This is a genomic window from Vibrio kasasachensis (assembly GCF_050337565.1).
In the GTDB taxonomy this organism is placed as follows: Bacteria; Pseudomonadota; Gammaproteobacteria; order Enterobacterales; family Vibrionaceae; genus Vibrio; species Vibrio kasasachensis.
On record NZ_JAKJTB010000026.1, the window covers coordinates 16,780 to 41,493 of the forward strand.

Consider the following 24,714-nt stretch of genomic DNA (forward strand, 5'->3'; position numbering starts at 1 on the left):
ATTCAAATCAACAGTAAAAGGGAAAATAAGCAATGAGAATTATGGTTGTTGGAGCTACAGGGACAATAGGTAAAGCGATAGTTGAAAACTTGGGTTTACACCATACGGTAATTAAAGTTGGGAATACGAAAGGAGACCATCACGTTGATATTAACTCTTCACAGAGTATAAAAGACCTCTTTAAGGCTGTTGGTAAGGTCGATGCGATTGTTTCAGCGACTGGAAATCTACACTTTGGTCCGCTAGCGGAAATGACTGCAGAAGATTTCAATTTAGGTCTGCAAGACAAACTTTTAGGACAAGTAAACTTAGTATTAATAGGGCAACACTACCTTAATGATGGCGGTTCAATTACCTTGAACTCCGGTATTGTGAGTGCTTATCCAATTATAGGTGGTGTAAATGCAACCTCCGTCAACGCTGCAATAGAAGGCTTTGTCCTAGGTGCATCGATTGAACTTAAAGATGGTCAGAGAATTAATGCAGTCTGTCCAAGTGTAGTAACCGAATCTTTAGATACATACGGGGCATTTTTTCCCGGGTATGAATCAGTGCCTGTTTCGAGAGTTGCCAATGCTTACCAGCGCAGTGTGGAAGGTCCGTTGACCGGACAAGTATTTAAAGTTTGGTAGTGTATTACCAATAATGAATCGGAAATCATTCCTGAGAACAGACTCTAAATGTGACCTAAGCATTGAGTCTGTTCGTTTGCGTTTTGCGCAAAAATAAAAAAGATTTCATGCAAGGCTAGAGCACAACGCCTTCCCCAGATAGCATCTAATAAGAGTATTAATTTACAGAATAATTATTTCTCAAATATAACTATCTCTATTGTCAGTAATAACTGTTCGTATTAATAATGCTTAAGTGCTAGTAACATAAGTTATGTGATAATATTATCTATAGAGTAAAGTTCAATATAACAGCTATAAATCTAAACTATAAATGAAAAATGATGTAACAAAGTCTTAGTTTTACATTGGCGTCTCATAACTTGGTTTTTAATAATAATCAAGGTGATGAAAAAAATATAGATGCTCATTATAATGTTGAACTGCTTCACATTTTGTAATTGATTTTGATTGTTACTTGTACGGTATAAAAACAAAAATGAAATAATTTGCTACGGCTCTATTATTTGTAGTGAGTTCAATCGCAATAAATATGCGATTTGTCCATTTTACATGTAACGATAATGAGAAATATAAAATTTGCCATCGGAAAAATAAGTAATTTACAAAATTTGACAAGAAATTCACCAAAGTTAACATTGATTTAATTCAAGGCTAGTTTGAATATCTTGAATACACATATAAAAATTGATGTTTTTGGAGAAAATTATGTTTAATAAAATTTGTATTAAAGCGAAAATTGCAGCTGATAACTTTGTTAATGATCATCGCGGTGTAACTGCAATTGAATACGCAGTTATCGGTGTCGCTGTTTCCGCGATAGTTTTGGTTGTATTTACTTCTGATACCGGACTTAAGAAAGCACTGGCAGATGCAGTTAAAACAGTGTCAACTAACATTAGTAGCGCTAACATTAAATCTTAAGAATGATTTTTTTAAATTCATTAAATTGGATTTTTATAGGATGGCTACTATTAGCCATCCTTTCTTGCTATGTCTCATTTAATGATATTAAAAAACGACTAATTTCTAATTGGTCATGTTTGGCAGTGTTAATTGTCACTATCTCAGTAAGTAATGTCAGCTATGACGCATCATGGGCTATCTGTGTTTCTCTGGCGATATTTTTTTTATTATTTCTATATTTTATTTCTTTTTGGGGTGGTGGAGATACCAAAGTAGCCATTGCTTTTTTACCTGCAATATCTGAGCAATACATCTTGTTGTTTATGGTCGGTATCGGATTGTTAGGGGGCGTGTTGCTATGCGTTTATCTAGTTTATGGATTAGTAAAAGATATGGATAGGGTAAAAACCGCGGGCTTGCCTTTTGGTGTCCCAATATGTTTATCAGGGTTGCTTTTTGTAGCAGCTTCGCTATAAGGAAAAAATATGCGATCAAAAGTATTAATGATTGTCGCTATTGTGGCAATTCTCGCGGGGTTATTCGGTCTGTACTTTGCTAAGGGCGAATCAGTACCAACAGCAATTATTGAAGAACCTGCGGATGTCATTATTAAAGCCTATGTGCTATCAAAAAATAGAGCATTCAAAAGTGATACGGTTGATAGGAGTGATTTTAAAATTGTAAATCTCTCTGAAAAAGAAGCCAATAAACAGGGGTTGAATAGTGATGTCTTATTCGATTTTGAACCAGGTTCGGTATACAAAAAATCCATTCAAAAAGGCAAGTACGTATTTGTTGACGATATCGTCCAACCTTCAGAACCAAACTATATCGAATTTATTATTGCTGATGACCATGTTCCTTATCCAATTCAAGTATCACCAAGTGCTGTTGTTGGTGGCGTGATAGGCGCCGGAGCCTATATTGACGTCCTCGCATTGACGGGGCAGAAAAATAAAGATTCAGAATTAGGCAGGGAGAAAAAAGAGCAGGTTTCTATCAGCCCAGTTTTGACTAACATAAAAGTATTAAAAGTTGAGATAAATAAAGAGGATTCAAATTTTGGAGCGGCGGCAGTAGGTCAAAGCTACCTTATTCTTGAACTTGATAGAAAGCAGGTTGCAATATTAACCATTGCAAAAACCATTTCAACAATAGAAGTTCACAAAACGGTAGGAAACTATCCGATAAGTGAGCTTCAAGCAAATGCAGGTGACGTTTTACCTGATTTTAAAGCAATCAAAGAATTAAGAGCTGAGAAAATTGTTGTTAATTGACCGGTAAGGATAGGGTGTTATGTCACGTTTTTTTGTAAGTCTTTTTAGTTTAACTGTTGGTCTTAGTGGTGTATTTAGTGTTACAGCCGATGCCGATGGTTTAATGTATTTGATGGAAGGTGAGGCTAAACCTATCATCACTCCTGTGGATATTGATACAGTATTTATCTCTGACCCAAAAATTGCGGATTATCAAGTAATTGATAGAACAAAAGTCGTTATATTTGGTAAAGAGATGGGTACGACCTCTCTAATGTTGTTCGATGAAAATGCCAATACGTTAGTAAACAAAAAGCTTGTTGTGAATCAGAGTTTTTCAGAAATTATTCAACAGGTGCGTTTGCATTTCCCATATGCTGAAGTGTCGGTCAGTAATATAGGCGAGCAAGTTGTTTTGACTGGTTCTGTCTCTAATGAGGCAGAAAAAGATGGAATTAATGATTTGGTTGGTGAGCTGCTATCCAAAGAAGTCGAAAAAAGCGAGCTTGCATGGAAAAAAGACGGTGCCGAAGATGAAGTTATCGATTTCATGACTAAGCGAGCATATAAGGGAATCGTCAATCAGCTTGAGGTTAACACCACCAAGCAGGTTAATGTCAAACTTTCCATTGCGGAAGTGTCGCAGAGTTTTATGGAAAATTTTGGTGTTCAGTATGGAGATGCGGGGCTCGGAGTTGGCGTTTTTGTTAATCCGATTTTGGACTTTAGTGCAGATGATTTGCTCGCCGGAATTACTGCGGTAGCGGATGACTCTATAGGTCAAGTGTTAGCAGAGCCGAACTTATCTGTGATCTCCGGTGAGAGTGCTTCTTTCTTAGTGGGTGGTGAGATACCAGTTGTCACCATCATAGATGGCGGTGCCAACGTATCATTTAAGGAATTTGGTATTCGCTTGGATATGGTAGCGAAAGTGCTACGAGATGACAAAATTAAACTTTCGTTGCAACCTGAAGTGAGTTCGTTGGACGCTCAATACGCAGATGAAAGATATAGCTTGCCTGCACTGAAAACACGCCGAGCAAAAACAACTATCGAATTAGGAAATGGGCAAAGCTTTGTTTTGGGGGGGCTACTGAGCTCGGAAGATGTCGAAACATTACGCAAAGTGCCGTATATCGGTGATGTGCCAATCTTGGGTTCATTATTTCGTCATAGCGAAACATCGCGTAGCAAAACTGAGCTGGTTATTGTCGCGACAGTTAATCTAGTTAAGCCTGTCTCTCCTCAACAGATTCAATTACCGAGTATACAGCGTACATCAAATCTATCGCGTTTCTTTGGTGTTCCAGACAAATACACACCAGTAATTACTCAGAGGGCACAAGATATATTGGCAACGGGAGGGTTTAAAAAATGAGTCGGATCTCCGCATTTATATTACTTGTTATTGGCTTAATAGGCTGCGCGCCTCTAGCGCCAGAAAATCAAAGTGTAGTGGTAGATGTATACCCAATTGAATACCAAATGTCGCTTATTGTTGACGGGAAACATTTGGTAAAAGCCAGTGATGAGTGGCAACGGTTTTATGCGAAGCATGAGCTCGCAATGTTAAATCGAGAAGTCGAGTTTTTTTATGCGACTTCACTTGGAAAAAAAGCAGCAATGCGTTGGCGCAACGAATTGATAAAAAAAGGCGCTCAGCGTGAAAATCTAGTGATAATGAAAAAGGCAGACCTCGCGAAATTTGATGTAAAGGTACAACTAAGGGAATACACGGTAGTTACACCAATATGCAAGCCTCAAGCTGTTACTAAATATTCTAAGCCGCCAGTTGGGTGTCCGAGTAATAGCAATCTTTGGCAATCATTGGTGTATCCACAAGACGCATTGTTATCAGAAAAATAATCTCAAGCTTATTCGGGAAGTGACTTATGCTAGATATTTTAGAGTCTCTAAATAAAGTTGAAAAAAAAGCCAGAGAGGTTGTCCATTTTTCATGTGTTGCATTTACGCAAAGTAATGAGTGCCAAGTGCTTATTGAAGAGGCGTTTCGTTTTGATGGAATGTCGATGCCGAGTTTTGTCAGTAATACTGATGAGGAGATTCAATCCCATGTTAGACAATCGGATGTTGAAATCGCCCTAGTAGAATTGACTGAATCCTCAAACGTGACTGAAGATATGCGTCGTATTAGTCATTTACTACCGAATCATGCCTCGGTGATTGTTATCGGCAAAGAAGACGCAATCTCTACCATTCGTAATTTGAAAGAGATGGGCTTCTATTATTTATTTTGGCCAGCGACAAAATCTGAAATGCTCGACTTTGTCAAAAATGTTTATAACAACCGCAAGAGTGATAGTGGGCTAGGTAAGAAACGAGATGCGAAAAAAATTGCGGTTTGGGGCTGCTCCGGTGGTGTAGGCACTTCATTGATTACCACTGAGTTGGCGACAGATTTATCGGAGCGACATCACGCAAAATGTTTGTTGGTCGATCATGATTACTATGCCGGAAACATTGATATTTTTCTGAAACTTGAGGGCTTCGAGAAAAAAGTAGCGGCGATAACAAGTGTGGACGTTGATGTGGACGCGACATATGCACATAGCATGACGCGTAAGGTAAATGATATGTTTTCATTATTGTCATTGACCTCTGCTGAACACTCAACACATGAGCTGAAAGAATATACCCGCTCTTTAGAGCACTTGCTTAGTGAGCAGAATAATTTCATCGTGTCGGATTTATCGAAAGGTGGGCAAACCAACTCTGATTATCAATATTTGGTTGCCGATGTTGATACGATAGTATTGGTCTGTTCTCCTGCCATTTCGAGTGTACGTCAGCTAAAAAATATGACTGAGTTTTTAAGCTTAAAAGCGCCAAGTTCACGTCAGATAATTGTACTTAACCATGTTCAACCTGAGAAAGCGACGGTTCTATCTAAAAAAGAAGTTCAACAGTTTCTTGGGTGTAGTGTGAATATTGAAATCCCTTATGATTCTGGATTGTTAAAGCATATTCTCGATGGTGGGTACTTGTTTAACTCTCGAATGCCGATTGCACGCTCAATGTTGATGTTAACTTCAATGATCCTAGGTGAAAGCATCGACAAGAATAAAAAAACGAGTAGGCACTGGTTCTTTGGCAAGTGATGGGGTAGGAGAAAACCATGATTCAAACCCAATCGCGTAATATTTTTGTTTCGTTAAGAAAACAGATCTACGACGCACTTGAAGCAGATGTAGTTAATACGCTGACTCGAGAGCAACTAACAGAGCAGATTACTAAGGCTATCGATGTACTCATAGAGCGTCATGATTACTCGGTAGCAACGGTAGTTAGGCGTGAGTACGTCAAAAATATAATTGATGAATTGCTCGGTCTCGGTCCTTTGCAGCCTTTGATGGATGATGAAAGCATTACAGATATTATGATCAATGGTCATGATAATGTGTTTATCGAACGAAATGGTTTGGTTGAAAACTCTGCGATCACATTTATAGACGAAGAGCAGTTGCTGCAAATAGCCAAACGAATTGCTGCACGCGTTGGTCGCCGCGTTGATGATTCATCTCCAACTTGTGATGCGCGTCTTCAAGATGGTAGCCGTGTCAATATTGTTATTCCTCCGATTGCCATTGACGGTACTGCAGTATCAATTCGTAAATTTAAAAAGCAGAGTATCGATTTCGAACAGTTGGTAGGATTCGGGGCGATGAGCCCTGATATGGCAAAAGTGTTGATGATCGCCGCTCGATGCCGGCTTAACATTTTGATTTCAGGTGGTACGGGGTCGGGTAAGACAACAATGCTAAATGCATTGTCTCAGTTTGTTTCAGAAACGGAGCGAATTGTCACTATTGAAGATGCGGCGGAATTGCGTTTGTTACAACCTCATGTAGTGCGATTGGAAACTCGGACGTCAGGCATTGAAGGTACAGGCGCTATAACACAGCGTGAGTTGGTGATTAACTCATTAAGGATGCGTCCCGATAGAATCATAGTCGGGGAGTGCCGAAGTAGTGAAGCATTTGAAATGCTCCAAGCGATGAACACTGGGCATGACGGCTCTATGTCTACTTTACATGCCAATACCCCGAGAGATGCACTGGCTCGTGTTGAGGCTATGGTAATGATGGCAAACAGTAATTTACCACTTGAGGCAATTCGGCGCACCATAGTGAGCGCAGTAGATTTGGTCATACAAATTAGTCGCCTACATGACGGCTCTCGGAAAGTAATGAGTATCACGGAAGTTTTTGGCTTAGAAGGGAAGAATGTTGTCATGGAAGAGATATTCCGTTTTGAAGCGTCATTTGGGCATGATGATGACAACAAAATAACGGGAGATTTTATTTCGGCTGGTTTAATGAAGCGTTCTGTTTTGGTTGATAAAGCACGTTTTTTTGGTCTGGAAAGTAATCTCAATGCCGTTTTCGGGTTTAAGGGAGAGCGATAATGGCATGGCTTAGCTTGATCATTGGTGGGTTATTGTTTGTTTATCTTGCTAGGGTAGAACATAAAAAATCAGCCGCGCGTTATTTGAAACAAGCTAACAATAGCAAACTTGTTGGATCTATTAAGCTGGGCAGTGCAATCAATCTAAATTCATTGCGTGATGAAACATTGGAGCAAAAATTTTCACGTTTGGTTAAGGACACAAATCGCCAGTTAGGGGTTGGTGCGCCTTTAAAATTCACTATTGCAGTTATTTTACTCGGTTTTCTCTCAATTTATCTAAATCATAGTTTCGTGCGTGGCGATCCTTGGTTGATCTTCTTTTTAGTCGAATGTGCTGGCTTGTATTTCGGATATGGGTGGCTACAGAAACGAGAACGTACACAATTTGATGAAGCATTTCCCGATGCGCTTAACATGCTCACCAGTGCAATTAGTTCAGGTGAAAGTTTGATGCACGCGATTATCTATGTTGGTAGTGCGTTGCATTGCGAAGTTGGTAAAGAATTTAAGTTGATGGGAGAGCGCCTACAAATGGGAGAAGCACCTGAAGCTGTGTTTAGGAAAGCATCTAAACGCTTCCCTTATCCACCATTTCATTTCTTTGTCATTACTATGCGCGCCAATTTACAGCGTGGTGGTCAACTTAAAGAAGTGATGTCGCGACTTAACCGCTTGATGTTTGATGCTCGAGCTGTGGATAAGAAAAAGTATGCGTTAACAGCAGAAGCAAGAGCGTCAGCCAAGATTGTCGCAGCTATCCCATTTATATTTTTGTGGCTACTTCAGTTTCTGAGCCCAGAAAACTATGAGTATGTAATGTTTGACCCTGCCGGTCGCTACATTCTCTATTATGTTCTGATTAGTGAGTTTATTGGCATCTCTATTGTTTGGAAGTTAATGAAAGGGGTGGAAGCATGATCAGTCACTCTGTTGTAATCGCTTTGCTCTTTATTGTTTTTGGGATTTTGCTGTTCATCGCATCGTTGAAAACAGAAAAAAATCAGAAGTATTTTGAAAAATATCTCGCCACAGAAGGCGAGAAAAAGAGAGATAAGGAACAAAAACCAGAGAAGCTCCTTGATTGGATCGATGCTATCGTCCCGAGTGCTTTTGCGGTGAATGAAACGGCAATCAATAGAAAGCTGACAAGTGCCGGTGCCGAATCTCTCAAATATGCCCATCTATACCTGCCGATAAAGTACGCCGTTTTATTCATTGGGTGTGGTGTTATTGGTGTACTTAGTTATGGGTCTCTTGAAACAATTTTATTGATAGGTTTACTTTCATTTTGGGTGATATTGACGTTAATAGTTCCCGATATGATTTTGGATATTAGAGTCAAAGCATACCGAGCAAAAATTACTCGTCAGTTACCGTACGTTATTGATCTGTTGGCGGTCTGTGTACAGACTGGTATGACGATTGAAGCGTCAATGGGTTATTTAGCAGAAGAAATGCAAAGCTTTGACCCTAAGCTCGCAAGGTTGTTAGAGCGCATTAAAGAGCGGAATCAAATTGTAGGAATGGATAAAGCATTAGATGAAGCTTATGACCATATTCCAACTTCAGAAATGCGCAGTTTCGTCATGACCTTAAAGCAAAGTCTACGGTATGGATCATCTATTTATCAAACGTTAACTACCTTGTCGTCAGACATTCGTCAGGTGACGATGCTAGTAGTGGAAGAGCGGATCGGTAAGCTGGCGGCAAAAATGTCTGTTCCTCTGATTTTGTTCATCATGATCCCTATTGTAATTCTAATCGCTGTTCCTGGCGTTATGAGGATGATGTCTAATGTCTAATATAAATAAGCAATTAGTAAGCGTGGCTTTGCTTCTGCTATTGCAAGGCTGTGCTGCAAACGGAAGCAACTCATCATCACCGTCTGTTGAGATGAATTTGGATACCCAAGAGAAGCTATTAGAAGCTGCTAATAACAATGGTAGGTTAATTGAGTTTTACAAAACACAATTGAAAGAAAAAGAATCCGAAGCATATCGCTTAAAATTGGCGCAAGTATATTTGTCCAATTTCGATGCTGAGTCGGCACTGTTTACCATAGAGCCATTGCTAACATCGAAAAAATTCTCAATAGAAAGCGCCGTGATTGCAGGCTGGGCTCATATTGATTTAGGTCAGCATAAAATAGCTAAAACGTTGTTAGAACGAGCTCACCAACTAGCCCCCCAAAATGGTGAAGTAGTGAACTTGCTCGGGATTGTGTATGCAGAACAAGGGAAACTTGTTCAGGCTAGAAGCATGTTCGAATTAGCCAGAAGCAACTTTTATGATGATATGAAAATAAAAAATAACCTCGCGTTAGTGGATATGCTGGAAGGTGACCGAACTCAGGCCTTACAACGTTTATTGTCCCTTGCCGGTGAGCCTAATATAGATAAGCAATTACAAGCGAATTTGATGTTGATTATGGCCAAGAATGGGCAACGTGAGTATGTTTTTGATGGATTAGATTCTACTTTATCGACAGTACAAAAAGACCAAATATACAGGGCTTTGCGTGACAGTTCTTTTCAAGTAATAGAGCAAAATGATGATGTGATTATAGATCCAATCGTAATGGAGCCAGCAGTTATAGTACCTGTTGCTTCTAATCCGGTCTCATTAGACTTTCCGGTTACCGAGTCTGTCATCTCAGAGCCGATGGTTTTCGAAACAGCTGTAATTGAGCCGAACACTTCACAGTCCGTAGTTATAGGATCTGGGAGTGTAGAAGCTGTAGTTATCGAGCCAGAGACTTCAGAACAAGCAGCTATAGACGCTGTAGCTATCGAGCCAGAGACTTCAGAACTAGTTGCTATCGAACCCGTTGTTATCGAGCTAGAGACTTCAGAACAAGCAGCTATAGACGCTGTAGCTATCGAGCCAGAGACTTCAGAATTAGTTGCTATCGACCCCGTTGTTATCGAGCTAGAGACTTCAGAACAAGCAGCTATAGACGCTCTAGCTATCGAGTTAGAGACTTCAGAACAAGTTGCTATAGAACCTATAGTTATCGAGTCGGACGTTTCAGAATTAGTTGCCGTAGAACCCGTAGTTATCGAGCCAGAGGCTTCCGAATTAGTAGCTATAGAACCTACGGTTGTCGCTCCTGAGTTTTCAGAACCAGAAGTTTCTAAATCAGTAGATCTAGAACCTTCAGTTATAGAGCCTCTTGCTTCGGAGTCAAGGACTTTGGAACCAATTGCTTTAGAGCCGGTAGTTATTGACCCTACTAGTGTGGAACCGGTAGCGGTACAACCCGAGGTCTAGTGGAGTAGCAAATGATGCGACGTAAAAAGAAACAAGGTGGCGTAGCAGCAATTGAATTTGTAATGGGATTCATGCTGTTCTGGTGGATTTGTATGGCGTGGGTTGAGGTGAGCTACATGTCTTATGTTTCTGCGGTTTCTGATCTAGCTGTGAGTGAGTCATCAAGGGCATCTCGTTTGGAGGACTCTGTTGACTCAACCTGTGAGGTCGATGGATGCTTAAAGAATTATTCAGATCGTTTTAAGCAAGCCCTCAACGACACGGATTCTTTGTGGGCAAAATTTGTTGATCCATCAAAATTTAGGTTCTCGATACAGTTTCTAAAAACCCCGCTGGAGCTAGAAAACTTAAAGGATAATTATTGCCCTTTGGGTAAAGGGGAAACACAAAGTGAATGCGGTACATCGGCAGATAGTTCTATCGCAGTTTATCGCATTAACTATGACTATCAGCCAATGTTTAATTATTTCATTAATTCGAGCCAGTTGTTTTCACGTGAAGTGATCGTAATACAGGAGTATGAACGTGATCAATTCAAGTATTAGACAGCGCGGTGTATTTACCGTTGAGTTCGCAATCATCGGTTTGGTTTTTAGCTTGTTATTTGTTTTTAGTGCTGATGTGATTATTAAACTGTCCTATAAAGGCAAGTTGGACCGGCTGTCTTATTCTTTAGTAAACGTTCTTAAAGAGCGAACTCAGTTGTATGGTAAGGATTACGTTTTGTCGGAAGCAGATGTGACTACGATAGTTAAGATCGCGAAAGGCTCACTGCGTCGCACAGTGAGTCAATTCGATAAAAACAAGCTTGGCTATAAGATTGAAGCCGTAACATTCGACGCCAAAGAAAACTCAACCTATAGCAAGTTTCCTGCTGGCGCAGCGGTAGTGAGTTGCAATAATGATAAATCCTTAGATACGATGAAACATTTATCTAAAACAACGACCTGGAAGCGGCGCACTACGCTGTACCGAGTTACCTTATGTTATGAAACGTCGAATTGGATTGGTGACTTGTTGGGTACGCAATTTACCCGGGTCGAATCTGATGCAATCATGATAGGGAGATAATGATGAGTAATAATAATCGTTATCAAAAGGGGCATGCCTCTATATTGTTTGCTATGATCGTTCCAGTTTTATTTGGCGTTTTTATGTTGGGTACTGATGGCTCAAGAGCGCTGCAGCAAAAGGCGCGCTTGCAAGATGCGACCGAAGTAGCGGCGTTGGCTATTTCGGCTCATGCTGATAAAAACAAGGTCGACAAGGGGATACCTGCTAACCACGGCAGTTCAGTCAATAGAACAATCGCGGCGGATTTTATCTCAGCTTACTTTCCTGATGCGGGCATTACTGGCCCCGACAAACTCACTAACTTGAAGATAACGAGTACGGGCTGCAGTAAAGACTGTTCAACGAGTACGCAACAATATTCCCAGTATCAAATCCAAGCGTCATTTAAGTTTGATACTTGGTTTCCTGGAAATAGCGCGATTGTTGGATTTGGTGACAAAATTGAAGTCGCCGGGTTAAGTACCGCAAAAAGATATCGGAGCGGCAGCCCCATTGATGTAATGTTTGTGGCTGATTTCTCTGGTTCCATGGATAATGAATGGAATGGCAAAAAAAAATATACACAACTCGCCGACACGATCAAAACAATTGCAAACAAACTGGATGAATACAATAAAAACTCAACCCTTGCTCAAAACAGCACTGTTGGTATTACGCCCTACGACCACTTTGTATATAGAAAGAAGAAGGCGGGAGGAGATTGTCAGAAGGTTGCAGATGGTGATGTGTGGAATGTTGAGCGCACCCGCTTTAACGGTAAAGCTGTAGACTACGCGAAAATGATCACCAATATAGAAACAGCTATTGATAGCGAAGTCTGCCCTGATACAAAAAATAATTACTCAGCTACTTTTTATAGTATTGCCCTGACGGATGAAATCCCTACCTTTAATTCGAATATTGAAAAATTTGAACCTAAGTCCATGACCGCCTCATATCAAGGTTTGATCGAAGGCTACAAATTTCTTAAGCAAGGGCTTAATCGTAAGCGATTGCTGGTCATTCTTTCTGACGGTAAAGACACAGAATCTACCGCTCCAACAGGCAAGCTTACAGACGGAAAAGCCCCTACCACTAAATATCCTTCAGGAAGGCTTGTCTCTGGCGACCCTGGGGAGGATGGTTATGACTCCTACCAAACAATAGGTAAAACACTTATTGGTAGTCCACATTTATTGTGTGACAAAATTAGGACTGGGTTATCCAAAAATGGCGAGGAAGTACAGCTGTATTTAATTGGTTTTGACTATAAGGCAGGCGATACCAACAAAGCCTTGGATGATTGTGTCGGGGCTGGAAATATTCTCTACGCAGATGATAAAGAAGAGATAGAAAAGAGACTGTTGTCTCTGATTTCCAAAGAAGAAGAAATCGGGCATCTTAAATAATGTTAGGAATTGTATGAAAACTCAAATTAAAACGATATTAAGTATCGGTGTGATTTTATTATCAGCTTCGGCGATCGCTGTTGAAAATAATAAATTAGTCAGTGTGTGTGGTCATTCCAATGTCAGCGTGAAACAGCAAGTTAATATTGATCCATCTACCAGTGTATCAATATTACAAGGCGGCATGATGCGCATTGAATCAGATGGTCCCGAGCCTACAGAGCAACTACTTAAAGCTGAAATGGTGAATATTGGTATTTCGTCAGAATGTACTGAATATTTCGTTTCTCAAGGACAGCATAACCCGATGAATGGGCGTGTCTATTTTGCTTTTGATAGCGATAGACTGACACCGACGTCGGTTGCTATTCTTGATACCATGTTAGAACAATTGCGCAGCGCAGAGAAAAGTATCTTACTCGAAGGGCATACCGACTCAATAGGCAGTGATGGTTATAACTTCTCATTAGGAATGAAGCGCGCAATGTCAGTACAAGATTTCTTGCAAGATAACAGTGTAGATCAACAGAATATCGAAGCAGTAAGCTACGGTGAAAAAAATCCGATAGCGTCTAATAATAGCGCAGAAGGTCGAAAATTGAATCGACGTGTTGAAGTGAGAAGCCACTAATTGATGTTTGTATCAAGCGATACTCAGGGAGTATCGCTAGTTTTCAAATCCTTGAAAGGCTGGTTACAGTACCCATGTTAGGGTCAGTAACAAAACTACGGCAGAAGTCGCTAGGAACATGCTTGTTAGCGTTGCGATTTCGCCTAGAGTAGATGTTGAAGGCTTTGATGCTTCATCTACTGTAGTTGATTTTTCAGTGTCCAATATTGATAGAAGTGCTGAGTTCATTTTCTCTACCTATGTGGTTATGCTTCAAAATACGGGGGGCATTTTACTCACAATGTGATAGTGATCAATAAAAATCAGCGTTCTAATATAAAATATTTTTTCCTTGTCTAGATTAGTTTTCCTAATTCATATTTAAGTAAGCCCCATTACAGAGGTGATGGGGGCATTTGGTGTGATGGCTTGAACATCGAGTTACCACTCTTCGATTGATTCTTCTATTAGGCTTTTGAATCAATACCTACTTGGCAGACGAAGTTCTTGAGGCTTGAGCTTATATTCACTAGAATGGCGCGTTTTCATTTATTACAGGTCATGAACATGAACGACACTAAATCGCTACCAACTTTGCCAGACCACCTTTCAGGTAACCCTCGTAGCCCACATTATGTGGCAGAAGTTTTTGAGCACCAGATCGGTATCCGCCTTAATGGTAAAGAGCGTACTGATGTTGAAGAATACTGCATCAGTGAAGGTTGGGTAAAAGTGGCTGCGCACAAAGCGCTAGACCGCCGTGGCCAGCCGTTGTTGATGACGCTAAAAGGCACAGTTGAAGCTTACTACTGCTAGGTTTAACAAACCATAATTCGAGTGTTGTTGGTTAATTCAGCCATACTATCGAGTTGGTTTGTCATTCAGAGTACGCCTATCCTAAAAGGACCCTGAGATGATCCTGGTCCTTTTTATTTTACTCTTCTCACGCAGATCTTTGCGAGTTCGGGTGCCTTGATAGCTGTATCCATTCGTTGTTTCAGAAACCTATAGCGCAATAAGATTGCCCAATCGGTTCTTCAACTCGCCATAGTTAGCATTTATGACTTATCTCTTCCTTATCTGATTGCTGTTTTTCTTCTTTATAACCCAGCGTGCGAATGTGCTCACCGTGTATCGTATTTTTCATGAGCGCCCATAGAGCGGTTAGAAATCGTTTATGTAAAGCGTGATGGCGGATATACTTGTAGTGAAAATAAACATAGAGCAGCACAAACGCTACTAGTGCTAACGCTATTCCGTAGGTTTCATAATTAGAAAGAAAATTCATAATAAAGCCTTAAAAAATTACAATTTAGATTCAGAAAGTAGGTTGTTCATCCATTTTTTGGATTTAAAGCGATATAAACAAGAAATCCACTTAAATACAGCTTCTAAGAAAAACACAATAAAGATGATGTCAGGGGGGAGTTTTAGCCAGATCGCGCAGATAGCCGCAATTGGAATACCAAACAGCCACTGAGTCAGTAAATCTTGATAAAGGCAAAATTTTACGTCACCGCCAGATCGTAGAACGCCTACCACCATAATGGTTGGTAATGAGCGCACCACAATACCAAAGCACAAAATGAGATAAAACGACTGCGCCAGCTCAATCGTGTCAGGGCTTAATGCAGAGAACCAAGGCAAAATATTGGTCATATTCCAATACAATAGCAACGCGACTAAGGCATTACAGGCTAACGCAATTAGAACGAAAAAGATGGATTGGTAATAGGCTCGGTGGTAATCCTTCGCACCCAAATTATTACCAACCACCACCGCCGATGCATTAGCGATACCCGTTAGAAAGCTAAGGGAAAACGCTTCGATAGGCGATATGATCGTAAGGACCACTAGCCCTTGTGTACTTGTACTACCCATTATTGCTGTATAGGTAAACACTCCCAGCGCCCAAAGAAGAAAGTTACAGCTAGTGGGGATAGTTAATTGACCAAAATGCTTTAGTTGCTTTATATCGAGTGAAGTGATGACCTCATACAGATTTAAATCTAATAAGTGCCTACGAAATTTTAGATAGAGCAGTAATAAAATAGTCTCACAGATTGCCGCTAACGTTGTACCAATAGCTGCTCCCTTAACGCCTAAAGCCGGAAGTCCAAACAAACCAAAAATAAGAACCCAGTTAAAAGCAATATTGAGAGCAATACCGATCGCAGAGAAAACAGTTGCGGTAGAGGCTTGGTGGATGGATCTCAACCCCGCAGCAATACTACTTTGGTAGGCCATGAAAAATAGTGAAGGGGCTGCGTAGTGTAAGTAAGTTTTGGCAAGCGCTATGATATCGGATTCTTGGCTAGCAAGTTGAACAATGAAAGGTGCAAAATAGAATAGCAGTAGTAAGGTTACTAGTATGACTAGGCTGCTGACAAACCACGTTAAGCCAATACTTCTTTTTATGCCGTTTTCATCGTTGGCTCCGAAGTGTTGCGCTGCCAACATAGCTCCACCAGTCGCAATACCTGAAAGTATTATGGTGAGCACAAACAAAATTTTGCTCGCAATGCCAGCTGCGGCGACATCGAACTCGGTCAATTGACCAAGCATGATTACATCGATAACCCCTTTACTGGAGAATAAGACAGTTTGCACTGTGACAGGGATGGCGACGCTGATTAAGCTTTTCAATAAAGCTTTGTCAATAAATTCGAATAATGAAGGGCGATGCTTTAACGAACTAGATAGCGGCATAGTTTCGCCATGTGTTTATAATCAATTGAGTGATTATGAAGTGATCTTTACACTATAAAAAGTCACATATGATAGGGTATTACGTTCAAATGTTCGCCGTACAACCAAACATGGCGAGATAAACAGGGTCTCACTAGTATGCATACTTTAGAGCAACTCAATGCATTTATAGCCGTTTATGAACTCGGTTCTTACAGCTCAGCGTCGAAGCGCTTGGGGAAGTCACGCACAACGGTGCGAGAGCAAGTCTTAGCATATGAAGATACGTTGGGTTACTCATTGTTTACGATTAATGGAAGAAAAGCCGTACCGAGCGATAAAGCTGAGCAACTTTACTTTCACGCTAAAGTGGTCGAAAAGCAGAATCGGGAGCTGTTTTGCTATAGCCAAGCAATGTATGAAAGTGACATTCATACGATTAATGTTGTTTATGATGTCATCGTACCCTTGAAATTAATGGCGAAGGTTGAGCAGCGAATGCGGACTCAATATCCGATGATATCGGTTAATTGGCTGCACCGTACAAGGCAAGAAGCGTTAGATATGTTACAGCAAGGCAACGCTGATTTTGCCTTGATGCCGAATCGGGAGATGGTGTTTTCGGAAGCAGACGTGACTTGGGTTAACTTAGGTCCACTGCACTTAAAGTGTTATGTAGGGAAAGATTCACCACTACTGGAAAACGATTGTATTACCGTCGCTCATCTGCAAAATGAAACCCAGTACATCACCGAGAATTTTCTCATGATGGACGTGGGTTACGTTAAGGTGTCACCCAAGATGCAGGTTGTCAGCAACAACGATTTGCTTTGTGAGCTAATTAAACTCAATGGTTGGGCGGCGATGCCTGAAGAATACATGCGAGACTATCTCAAAACGGGAGAGCTGTTTGAAATTAGACCTAAAGAGCTTAGTGATAGTAAACTTATCAGCTTGAATGTGTATTTTTCTATCGGTAAAGACAATAAAAAGGTCTTTTCTGACACGATAAACTGGATAGTGGAATTATCTCAATCAGTGCTGTGATGATGAGTGCTGACAAAGATAGAAATTAGCGTTTATTCATAACCTTTCGGTTATTGGGGCGTCAACTACAACTATTTTTCAAAATAAGTCCCAACATCATCATTCTTGCTCTATAATCAGCGACCGTGTTTTCGGTAATGCTTATTTTTGGCATTCCCCGGTAGTTTTAGGAACAAAAAATGTCATTTGCCTCACAAAATTTTTCACCAGAAATCGTTAAAGCACTTACTGAATGTGGTTACGAGAAGTTAACTCCAGTTCAGCAAAAGGCGATTCCGTTGGCTCGTCGTGGGCACGACATCCTAGCTAATGCCCAAACGGGTACCGGTAAAACAGCAGCGTTTGCATTGCCGATTGTGCAAAATATTTTGGATAAGCCAAAAACTTCAAATCGTTATCAAGCACGTGCCGTTATCTTGGCACCAACGCGTGAGCTAGCCGCTCAAATTGCACAGAATATTCAAGATTACACCAAATACACTGAGCTAAAAACGGTTGCTATCTATGGTGGCGCTAAGATGTCATCTCAAGAGAAAACACTTGTACAGGGTGTTGATATATTAGTCGCGACACCAGGTCGACTCATTGAGCACCTAGAGCTGAAAAACGTCTCATTAGCTAACCTAGAGTTCTTAGTATTCGATGAAGCTGACCGCATGCTCGATATGGGCTTCATCTCAGCGATTGAAAAAATCATGTCAGGCGTGACTACAAAACCACAAACCATGCTTTTCTCTGCGACTTTCTCGACGCAAATGAATACGCTAGCGGGACAGATCCTTCGCCAACCAAAACGAATTGCGATCTCTCGTGAAAACGTTACAGCCGATACGATTGCCCACGTTGTTTATCCGGTAGAGCAAGAACGCAAACGCGAGCTGTTGTCTGAGCTTATTGGTCGTAAAAACTGGAAGCAAGTACTGGTGTTCGTTAACTATAAAGAAACAGCGAACGAACTGCTTAAAGAGTTGAAGCTCGACGGTATTAAAGCGGTGCTATGCCATGGTGACAAAGCTCAAAGTGCGCGTCGTCGTGCGTTGGATGAGTTTAAAGAAGGCAAGGCTCGTGTGATGATTGCGACTGATGTTGCAGCGCGAGGTTTGGATATTCAAAACCTGCCACACGTAGTGAACTTTGATATGCCTTTCTTGGCAGAAGATTATGTACACCGTATTGGTCGTACAGGTCGCGCAGGGCAAAAAGGTAACGCGGTTTCTTTTGTGAATCGTGAAGAAGAACTAACTTTACAACAGGTTGAGTCTTTGATTGGTCAACGTATTCACCGTAAAGAGTTGGAAGGTTACGAACCTAAAAGCCGTGATGCGCTACTGGATAAAATGCATTCAAAATCAGCATTTAAGAACCGCAGATCACGTATGAACAACCCAAGTGACTCAAACCAAGGTGAAGCGGAACGCCGTAGCCGTTTGTTCAAAATGATTCGCGCAAAGAATAAGTAATTCTCAGGCTAGTAAGAGCCACATTTGCGAGTCAATATTTTACGAAAAGAGCGATACCATCAGGTGTCGCTCTTTTTTTCGTTAAAGTTTCAGATATCAACAGGGAATAATTTTTCAATCACGGCTTGTATCGCAACTAATACGTAGTTTCGTTTAATTTTTCGTGGATAGTTCAGGTTATACGATAGAATTTTGATGCAGTAGATTAAGAATAATTGGCGTTTGCCATTAATGGAGTCGTAAGTTGTATATTGGTGAAATATCAAAACGTACAGGTGCAAGCCCTAAGGCAATCAGATTGTATGAATCGTTAGGGTTATTAGTGAATGTAAAAAGAGAGGGCAGCTACCGTACTTATAGTGAAAGGGATATTGAATTTGTAAAGCTCATTAAAGAGGCGCAAACACTTGGAGTGAGTTTGGCTGATTTAAAAAAACTGGTGGTCGCGGAAAATGAGCTGGACTGGTTACGGGTCATGGAGTTGTTGGCCGATAAGCAAAATAAGGTCGATGCCCAAATCGCATTTTTACAAGCACAGAAGAAAAGAATTACAGTGTATCAGAAAAGTATACAAGATTGCTTAGATAGTCATTGACTCTTCCCCAGAGGTCAAGGTTTATGCTGTGCCTTTCTATAGGGAAGGAACACGATGAGTAAACAGATATTAGTTATTAATGGCAACCCAAAATCAGACAGTTTATGCCGTGAGTTGGCGAGCAGCTATGCTGCAAAAAGTAGTCAATACAATGAAGTAAAAGAGCTATCTCTAAGTGAGCTTAAGTTTGACCCTGATCTAACCAGTGGCTATAGCGCCAATCAAGACTTAGAATCAGATTTGGTCGAGTTCCAGAAATTGGTCAAATGGGCTGACCATGTTGTATTTGTTCTGCCAGTTTGGTGGGGTGGAATGCCTGCCAAATTTAAAGGACTAATTGATAGAACATTTTTGCCAGGGTTTGCTTTCAAATATCTCGCCAATAAATCAATGCCGGAGAAACTCCTGAAAGGTAAAACGGCTGATCTCATATTAACGATGGATACGCCTCCATTTTACTACCGTTGGTTTCAAGGCAATCCTGTACATAAACAATTAAAGCGTACCATTCTAGGGTTTTGTGGGTTTAAAAAAATATCGACGACTTATATTGGTCCGGTAATGAACTCAACAGAAGATAAAAGAAACAAATGGAAAAATAAAATGCTTAAACTAGCGAAAAATGATTAGACGCTAATTAATTACCATCTCTATGGCATCCTTGATTACTCTTGTGGACAATCATTAGCCCTAACATATTTATTTTATTGTCGAACCTACCAAATTTGGTCAGGTAAGTTCGACAGAATTTGAAATCATGAGTCTATTGCTGGGGCTGACAGAGAATGTGTATTTTTTGCTTTTAGCTCAAAAACACGTTCAAATAATTCAACAAGATGGTTTTGATGGCTGACCATTAAAATGGTGCTGTGCGGTAACCTTGTACGCAATTGCTTGATCAAAGCGTGAGCGGTAGGTTCATCCAAACTACTGGTTGCTTCATCTAAGATCAAAGTTTCAGGTTTTAGAACTAAAGCGCGCGCCAATGCCAGTTTCTGCTGCTCACCGCCTGACAGTTTTTGCTGCCATTCAGCTTCAATATCTAACTCAGTCGTAAGAGAGCTTAGCCCTACTTGGTCTAAGGCAGAAAGATAGACGGTATCATCAGCAATTGGTGACCGTGGATAACTCAGACACTCTCGAAGTGTGCTTTGTGGCAAGTAAGGTTTTTGTGGCAGTAAAAGTGTATTAAGACTCGGTCGTTGGTAGTGCCCTTGATAAAACGGCCAGATCCCCGCAAGCGTGCGTAATAGTGTCGATTTGCCTAGCCCACTAGCGCCGCGGATCAACAATGTCCCGCCCGTTTTAATTTGCATGCTTACATTGGTAATCAACGGCTGACCATCTGGTCTTTGTATTGATAATCTATGGCACGCTACTCCAGTGGTTTCTGATGGAAGGAAAGGCACTTTTTGCTCCGTCGCTAAGGCTTCGCATTTATCCATAGCCTCAAGGAATTGACCTAATCTAACCACAGTTGCACTCCAACGGGTGAGGTCATCATATCGGAAAATGAACCAGCTTAGTGATGCGTACACTTTCATAAATGCCATTTTTACCTGGAACAAGCCACCAACCGTAATGGCTTTTGCCATTAAAGCAGGAATGGCAGCAAAGTAGGGTACCATCTTCGCAATTTGGTGGTAGGTGTTTACTACAATGCCGAGTTTTTTCTCACGTCCCATCAACGCTTGCCAGTTCGTGGCGATATCGCGAAATCTCTCATCTAGCCGTGTTTTTTCAAGACTCTGCCCACCCATTAACGCAATTTGCTCAGCACTGTCGCGGCTACGTAGTAACCGTGCGCGGAAGTGAGCTTCACGCTTTTGCTGTTGATAGAAAAGGCGGTGGAGTTTTCGTCCAAAAAAATGAGTAACACCCGCGCCTAAGATTGAATAAATAATGGCAAGCCAAAGCAAGTAGCCCGAGATTTTTACATCATCGGATAGGGGCAAGAGAAAATCACTAGAAAGATTCCAGAGAATCACGCTGAAAGCTGCCAGTGTCGCGACGCTTTTTATCAAGCCAAGAATAAGCTCTAATGTGTCGGTAGTAAGCAGTTTTATATCTTCAGCAATACGTTGGTCTGGGTTATCAGGCTCTTCAGTTAGCGTTAAATGATAAAAGTTTTGTTTACCTAGCCAACGGCTAACAAAATATTCAGTCAACCATGTTCGCCAACGGATCTCTACCCATTGTTGTAGCCATTTTGCGTACACCTTCATTATGACAATGACGGTAACTAGACCAATAAAATCGAGCAGTAGCTTATAGACCAACGGTCCGTTTAGATCAGCGAGAGCATCGAAAAATTGCTTATTCCATAAGTTGAGTTTTACCATTACTTGTACGAGCAGCAACGATAAGAGTACCGTAGCGAAGAAGATCAACCACGTTATTGCACTCGCTCTACTTAACCAGTAGGGCTTAGCAATAGCAGAAAATTGTTTGAGTACAGACATATATTCCCTGACATTATTCAAGCACACACCGCTATAAACCGTATGTGCTTGATTTGAAGATACTTACTGTTTCGTTGGTGTTGCGGTTTCTGCAGGTACCAATGAGGCATCAATCCAGTTATTAGTGACCAGAACCTTCTTTGCTAAGTTATTGAGATTTTCAGGTTTTACACTATCTATCCATGCTAAGTAATCAGTCACAGCAGTAAAGCTCTCACCATATTGAACGGCGGCTTTTAGATAACTCATGCGCTGACGATCAGTAATATTGTCGGCTTGTAAGGCATGCTTAGTTTGAGTAACAACTTCGTTTAGCTCTTCTTGTTCCACTCCCTTTGTTAAGATCTTGTCTAGCTCTATCATTGCTTTGGCTTTCAGCTCTTCGGTTCTAGCAGGGTCATGGCTGTAGCTAACTAGACCGTATGATTGGTCGCGTTCGCGGTCGAGGCGGATACCAAATCGTACTGAGTAGACTCCGCCAGATGCTTCGCGTAATGATTCACGTAAGCGATTGGAAAGAATACGGCTTAGTAGGTAGGCTTCGTCTTCACGCTCGATGCTGTAAGTAAGATTCTGGTTGAACATTAGGCTCGTGACGCCCATAGGTTCTTCACCCGCTGCAATATGAACTTGATGCGTACCACGACCTAACTCTGGTAATTTTATCGGTGAAAATGATCTACTTGAAGGGAGTGTGCCGACATAGCGTCTAGCCAGCTCGATCACTTCTTCTGGTTTGGCATTACCGACAATAATTAGCTGATGATTTTTGGCGCTAGAGAACAAGAGTCTCCATGCTTGTAATAAATCTTCGCTGTTAATTTGATGCAGTTGTTCTGTCGTTAGGCTCAATAGTTCAGGGTTATTTACATAACGTATGGCATCGATCGAAGAATTAAATTGACCGTTGGAGCTGGTCATACGGTTTTCAATACCACGTTCTAATAGCTGTTGTGTTGCATTCCAAAGCTGTTCATCAACTTGCGGTTGAGTAATTTGTAAATGTAAATTTTGTAACCAGTTTTCTAGTGAATTATTATCTGATGTACCGATAAACCCGTGGCTGTCTTGGTTAACAAAAGCCATGATCCGATTAGGATAGGTGGCATTGAGCATCAATAGTTGATCGCTGTCAAAACCGCCGTAACCAAATTTTCTCATTTGACGCAGTTGTAGCGCAGCGTGACGTAGCTCTATTGGTAAATGTTGGCTGCCACCCCAACCACGGTAATCAACCAGCAATTGGTTGGGTGTTTCATCACTGTACTGAAACCAAACCGTGGTGCCATTTGCCAGAGTCCAACTTTGCACACCATCTTTCTCTTGTTGAGAAACAATTTTCGCGGCGGCAAGGATATTTTCCATGAGCGGCTTGCTTGTTGTTACAGGCAGAGTTGCTGCTGGTGGGTTCGCTTTGGCGTGACTCCATGCCTGCTGTAACTGGTCTACCGTAGGTAACTGACTTTGATTTTCGGGTTTTATTTGTGCGATGACTAATGGGTTTAGCTTTTCTACCATCTGTTCAAGGTGTGTGTTCAGTTCTTGCAACGTAATGTCATTTGTTAGGTCTTTAACGGTGGCTGCAAACTGATCGGAGTCGATCAACGGAGACTGCGAGCGTAGACGATTGAAAATCGACATCATCACACGGCGGTTAGTTGTTGTGCGCATTGAATCAGCCATTTGAGCATAACGGCTAACAATGCTTTGGCGCACCGTAGTTAGATCTCCGTCAGAAAAACCGTGTTCAGTAAAGCGACTAAGCTGTTCAAAGGCTTCGTTGGTGGTGGCTAAGTAATCATCACCAGTTAAAAGTACCATTAAGCGGTTGTTGCGATAGCCTGTTGCGATGGGACGAGCCATCATCATCATTTTACTTACATGCTCACTTTCTACTTGGTATTGTTCCCGTAGACGCTTGTTGAGTACCCGCATGGTCATTTCATTAACCAGCTGATCGCGTAGCTCAGATTCAGTATGTGGCTGCGCTTCTTCCTCGCGGAAGTTGAATGACAATACTTCCGTTGTAATTTCGCTATCTGCAATCACTTTAATGCGTAATTGGTTGTCTAGAGGCACGGTCAAATTGGGACGTTTAGGTAACGCTTTAGCCGGCATAGGCGCAAAATAACGTGCAAGCATTTTCTCTACTTCAGCTTTGTCTGTCGCACCCACAACAATCATTGTTATGTTATTTGGGTGATACCAATCTTGCCAAAATGCTTCGATACGGCTTGCGTCAACATGGCGAACCAGCTCCATATCACCAATGGGTTCACGGTCTCCAAATCGGCTATCTTCGAGCAAAATTTGACGATTGGCAGAACCGATGCGAGCCATCATATTTCGACCGCTACGCCATTCTTCTTCAACAACAGGGCGCTCTTTTTCAAGCTCATATTGTTCGAATACCAGCGCACTGGCTTGCTGAGCAAGCATATTAAAGCCTTCGTCTAGCATTTTGTCTGAGTTGTTTGGTAGATGAAGGAAATAGGAGGTGGTGTAATACTCAGTCATCGCATTGACATCACGACCAAAGACCATCCCAAGTGCTTCTTGATGTTCTATCAGGGTATTGGCAGGGAATTGCTCTGTGCCGTTGAACGCCATGTGCTCAACCAAGTGAGCAATGCCTTTTTGATCTTCCGCTTCGTCTAATGAGCCCGCATGGACAATGAGCTGTAGCGATACACGATCTTTCGGACGGTTATTTTCAACTAAGATATAGCGCATGCCATTATCAAGTTCACCTTGGATCATATCTCCACGGACAGACAGTTCCGTGTCCGGAGCGACGGGTGTTTGTGGTTGGCAGCCTAATAAAGTGAAACACGCTGCAATAAGAATCGGGATAGTTTTCATAAAATAGAGGCGTGCAAACACGCCAAGTCCTTACAG

Annotated in this window: 24 protein-coding genes; 20 read left to right on the forward strand and 4 right to left on the reverse strand. The window is 41.3% G+C overall.

The window, feature by feature from the left end; all coding sequences use genetic code 11:
- The first annotated feature begins 32 nt into the window (after nt 1–32).
- The 15 genes from L4C38_RS19000 (at nt 33) to L4C38_RS19070 (ending at nt 13,585) form a co-directional block, all read left to right on the forward strand.
- A complete protein-coding gene (locus L4C38_RS19000) occupies nt 33–632 on the forward strand; it encodes a short chain dehydrogenase (RefSeq protein ID WP_428799123.1) in 600 nt (199 codons plus the stop codon).
- Nucleotides 633–1,340: 708 nt separating this feature from the next.
- Nucleotides 1,341–1,556 (forward strand): Flp family type IVb pilin, encoded by a 216-nt coding sequence (locus L4C38_RS19005; protein WP_428799124.1) that lies wholly within the window; start codon nt 1,341–1,343, stop codon nt 1,554–1,556.
- A gap of 2 nt (nt 1,557–1,558) precedes the next feature.
- Nucleotides 1,559–2,014, forward strand: a complete 456-nt coding sequence (locus L4C38_RS19010) for a prepilin peptidase (protein WP_428799125.1) — start codon at nt 1,559–1,561, stop codon at nt 2,012–2,014.
- Between the two features lie 9 nt (nt 2,015–2,023).
- A complete protein-coding gene (gene cpaB / locus L4C38_RS19015; RefSeq protein WP_428799126.1) occupies nt 2,024–2,815 on the forward strand; it encodes a Flp pilus assembly protein CpaB in 792 nt (263 codons plus the stop codon).
- A gap of 19 nt (nt 2,816–2,834) precedes the next feature.
- On the forward strand, nt 2,835–4,172 hold the full coding sequence (locus L4C38_RS19020; RefSeq protein WP_428799127.1) for a type II and III secretion system protein family protein: 1,338 nt from the start codon (nt 2,835–2,837) through the stop codon (nt 4,170–4,172).
- The gene (locus tag L4C38_RS19025; protein WP_428799128.1) at nt 4,169–4,660 is read left to right on the forward strand and encodes a hypothetical protein; all 492 of its coding nucleotides are present in this window, start codon (nt 4,169–4,171) and stop codon (nt 4,658–4,660) included. Before L4C38_RS19020 ends, L4C38_RS19025 begins: the two co-directional genes overlap by 4 nt.
- Nucleotides 4,661–4,686: 26 nt before the next feature.
- Nucleotides 4,687–5,913, forward strand: coding sequence for a CpaE/TadZ family protein (locus L4C38_RS19030; protein ID WP_428799129.1), 1,227 nt, complete (start codon nt 4,687–4,689; stop codon nt 5,911–5,913).
- 17 nt (nt 5,914–5,930) lie between these two features.
- Nucleotides 5,931–7,220, forward strand: coding sequence for a TadA family conjugal transfer-associated ATPase (locus L4C38_RS19035; RefSeq protein ID WP_428799130.1), 1,290 nt, complete (start codon nt 5,931–5,933; stop codon nt 7,218–7,220).
- The gene (locus L4C38_RS19040; protein WP_428799131.1) at nt 7,220–8,140 is read left to right on the forward strand and encodes a type II secretion system F family protein; all 921 of its coding nucleotides are present in this window, start codon (nt 7,220–7,222) and stop codon (nt 8,138–8,140) included. Before L4C38_RS19035 ends, L4C38_RS19040 begins: the two co-directional genes overlap by 1 nt.
- Nucleotides 8,137–9,024, forward strand: coding sequence for a type II secretion system F family protein (locus tag L4C38_RS19045; protein ID WP_428799132.1), 888 nt, complete (start codon nt 8,137–8,139; stop codon nt 9,022–9,024). Before L4C38_RS19040 ends, L4C38_RS19045 begins: the two co-directional genes overlap by 4 nt.
- Nucleotides 9,017–10,492 (forward strand): tetratricopeptide repeat protein, encoded by a 1,476-nt coding sequence (locus tag L4C38_RS19050; RefSeq protein ID WP_428799133.1) that lies wholly within the window; start codon nt 9,017–9,019, stop codon nt 10,490–10,492. The genes L4C38_RS19045 and L4C38_RS19050 overlap by 8 nt, the downstream gene beginning before the upstream one ends.
- A gap of 11 nt (nt 10,493–10,503) precedes the next feature.
- Nucleotides 10,504–11,037 carry a TadE/TadG family type IV pilus assembly protein gene (locus L4C38_RS19055; RefSeq protein WP_428799134.1) on the forward strand — a complete coding sequence of 178 codons (534 nt, stop codon included), beginning with the start codon at nt 10,504–10,506 and terminating at the stop codon, nt 11,035–11,037.
- Nucleotides 11,012–11,563: a tight adherence pilus pseudopilin TadF gene (tadF, locus tag L4C38_RS19060; RefSeq protein WP_428799135.1), complete on the forward strand. Its 552-nt coding sequence runs from the start codon at nt 11,012–11,014 to the stop codon at nt 11,561–11,563. The genes L4C38_RS19055 and tadF overlap by 26 nt, the downstream gene beginning before the upstream one ends.
- Before the next feature lie 2 nt (nt 11,564–11,565).
- Nucleotides 11,566–12,954: a TadE/TadG family type IV pilus assembly protein gene (locus L4C38_RS19065; protein ID WP_428799136.1), complete on the forward strand. Its 1,389-nt coding sequence runs from the start codon at nt 11,566–11,568 to the stop codon at nt 12,952–12,954.
- Nucleotides 12,955–12,967: 13 nt separating this feature from the next.
- Complete coding sequence (locus tag L4C38_RS19070) at nt 12,968–13,585, forward strand: OmpA family protein (protein WP_428799137.1); 618 nt, start codon at nt 12,968–12,970, stop codon at nt 13,583–13,585.
- Between the two features lie 63 nt (nt 13,586–13,648).
- On the opposite strand, the gene L4C38_RS19075 is transcribed toward L4C38_RS19070, so the two are convergent.
- Complete coding sequence (locus L4C38_RS19075; protein WP_428799138.1) at nt 13,649–13,813, reverse strand: hypothetical protein; 165 nt, start codon at nt 13,811–13,813, stop codon at nt 13,649–13,651.
- 318 nt (nt 13,814–14,131) lie between these two features.
- Here L4C38_RS19075 and L4C38_RS19080 point away from each other — a divergent pair, with 318 nt between their 5' ends.
- Nucleotides 14,132–14,380 carry a DUF3297 family protein gene (locus L4C38_RS19080; protein WP_428799139.1) on the forward strand — a complete coding sequence of 83 codons (249 nt, stop codon included), beginning with the start codon at nt 14,132–14,134 and terminating at the stop codon, nt 14,378–14,380.
- Nucleotides 14,381–14,869: 489 nt separating this feature from the next.
- Here L4C38_RS19080 and L4C38_RS19085 read toward each other — a convergent pair whose 3' ends face one another.
- Nucleotides 14,870–16,273, reverse strand: coding sequence for an MATE family efflux transporter (locus L4C38_RS19085; protein WP_428799140.1), 1,404 nt, complete (start codon nt 16,271–16,273; stop codon nt 14,870–14,872).
- A gap of 138 nt (nt 16,274–16,411) precedes the next feature.
- Here L4C38_RS19085 and L4C38_RS19090 point away from each other — a divergent pair, with 138 nt between their 5' ends.
- The 4 genes from L4C38_RS19090 (at nt 16,412) to L4C38_RS19105 (ending at nt 19,984) form a co-directional block, all read left to right on the forward strand.
- Nucleotides 16,412–17,299: a LysR family transcriptional regulator gene (locus L4C38_RS19090; RefSeq protein WP_428799141.1), complete on the forward strand. Its 888-nt coding sequence runs from the start codon at nt 16,412–16,414 to the stop codon at nt 17,297–17,299.
- Nucleotides 17,300–17,478: 179 nt separating this feature from the next.
- Nucleotides 17,479–18,759, forward strand: coding sequence for a DEAD/DEAH box helicase (locus tag L4C38_RS19095; protein ID WP_428799142.1), 1,281 nt, complete (start codon nt 17,479–17,481; stop codon nt 18,757–18,759).
- A gap of 244 nt (nt 18,760–19,003) precedes the next feature.
- On the forward strand, nt 19,004–19,354 hold the full coding sequence (locus L4C38_RS19100) for a MerR family transcriptional regulator (protein WP_428799143.1): 351 nt from the start codon (nt 19,004–19,006) through the stop codon (nt 19,352–19,354).
- Nucleotides 19,355–19,408: 54 nt separating this feature from the next.
- Nucleotides 19,409–19,984 (forward strand): NAD(P)H-dependent oxidoreductase, encoded by a 576-nt coding sequence (locus L4C38_RS19105; RefSeq protein ID WP_428799144.1) that lies wholly within the window; start codon nt 19,409–19,411, stop codon nt 19,982–19,984.
- A gap of 125 nt (nt 19,985–20,109) precedes the next feature.
- Here the strand turns inward: L4C38_RS19105 and L4C38_RS19110 are convergent, their stop codons facing one another.
- Nucleotides 20,110–21,816 carry an ABC transporter ATP-binding protein/permease gene (locus tag L4C38_RS19110; protein WP_428799145.1) on the reverse strand — a complete coding sequence of 569 codons (1,707 nt, stop codon included), beginning with the start codon at nt 21,814–21,816 and terminating at the stop codon, nt 20,110–20,112.
- Nucleotides 21,817–21,879: 63 nt separating this feature from the next.
- Nucleotides 21,880–24,699: a M16 family metallopeptidase gene (locus L4C38_RS19115; protein ID WP_428799146.1), complete on the reverse strand. Its 2,820-nt coding sequence runs from the start codon at nt 24,697–24,699 to the stop codon at nt 21,880–21,882.
- Nucleotides 24,700–24,714 lie beyond the last annotated feature (15 nt).

Excerpts from the sequence above, each read along its gene's own strand:
- L4C38_RS19045 (WP_428799132.1), top strand. The coding sequence starts at position 8,137 with ATGATCAGTCACTCTGTTGTAATCGCTTTGCTCTTTATTGTTTTTGGG.
- L4C38_RS19025 (WP_428799128.1), top strand. The coding sequence starts at position 4,169 with ATGAGTCGGATCTCCGCATTTATATTACTTGTTATTGGCTTAATAGGC.
- L4C38_RS19105 (WP_428799144.1), top strand. The coding sequence starts at position 19,409 with ATGAGTAAACAGATATTAGTTATTAATGGCAACCCAAAATCAGACAGT.
- L4C38_RS19050 (WP_428799133.1), top strand. The coding sequence starts at position 9,017 with ATGTCTAATATAAATAAGCAATTAGTAAGCGTGGCTTTGCTTCTGCTA.
- L4C38_RS19090 (WP_428799141.1), top strand. The coding sequence starts at position 16,412 with ATGCATACTTTAGAGCAACTCAATGCATTTATAGCCGTTTATGAACTC.
- L4C38_RS19030 (WP_428799129.1), top strand. The coding sequence starts at position 4,687 with ATGCTAGATATTTTAGAGTCTCTAAATAAAGTTGAAAAAAAAGCCAGA.
- L4C38_RS19075 (WP_428799138.1), bottom strand. The coding sequence starts at position 13,813 with ATGAACTCAGCACTTCTATCAATATTGGACACTGAAAAATCAACTACA.
- L4C38_RS19080 (WP_428799139.1), top strand. The coding sequence starts at position 14,132 with ATGAACGACACTAAATCGCTACCAACTTTGCCAGACCACCTTTCAGGT.
- L4C38_RS19005 (WP_428799124.1), top strand. The coding sequence starts at position 1,341 with ATGTTTAATAAAATTTGTATTAAAGCGAAAATTGCAGCTGATAACTTT.
- tadF (WP_428799135.1), top strand. The coding sequence starts at position 11,012 with ATGAACGTGATCAATTCAAGTATTAGACAGCGCGGTGTATTTACCGTT.
- L4C38_RS19040 (WP_428799131.1), top strand. The coding sequence starts at position 7,220 with ATGGCATGGCTTAGCTTGATCATTGGTGGGTTATTGTTTGTTTATCTT.
- L4C38_RS19010 (WP_428799125.1), top strand. The coding sequence starts at position 1,559 with ATGATTTTTTTAAATTCATTAAATTGGATTTTTATAGGATGGCTACTA.
- L4C38_RS19065 (WP_428799136.1), top strand. The coding sequence starts at position 11,566 with ATGAGTAATAATAATCGTTATCAAAAGGGGCATGCCTCTATATTGTTT.
- L4C38_RS19085 (WP_428799140.1), bottom strand. The coding sequence starts at position 16,273 with ATGCCGCTATCTAGTTCGTTAAAGCATCGCCCTTCATTATTCGAATTT.
- L4C38_RS19035 (WP_428799130.1), top strand. The coding sequence starts at position 5,931 with ATGATTCAAACCCAATCGCGTAATATTTTTGTTTCGTTAAGAAAACAG.
- L4C38_RS19055 (WP_428799134.1), top strand. The coding sequence starts at position 10,504 with ATGATGCGACGTAAAAAGAAACAAGGTGGCGTAGCAGCAATTGAATTT.
- L4C38_RS19070 (WP_428799137.1), top strand. The coding sequence starts at position 12,968 with ATGAAAACTCAAATTAAAACGATATTAAGTATCGGTGTGATTTTATTA.
- L4C38_RS19095 (WP_428799142.1), top strand. The coding sequence starts at position 17,479 with ATGTCATTTGCCTCACAAAATTTTTCACCAGAAATCGTTAAAGCACTT.
- L4C38_RS19110 (WP_428799145.1), bottom strand. The coding sequence starts at position 21,816 with ATGTCTGTACTCAAACAATTTTCTGCTATTGCTAAGCCCTACTGGTTA.
- cpaB (WP_428799126.1), top strand. The coding sequence starts at position 2,024 with ATGCGATCAAAAGTATTAATGATTGTCGCTATTGTGGCAATTCTCGCG.
- L4C38_RS19000 (WP_428799123.1), top strand. The coding sequence starts at position 33 with ATGAGAATTATGGTTGTTGGAGCTACAGGGACAATAGGTAAAGCGATA.
- L4C38_RS19020 (WP_428799127.1), top strand. The coding sequence starts at position 2,835 with ATGTCACGTTTTTTTGTAAGTCTTTTTAGTTTAACTGTTGGTCTTAGT.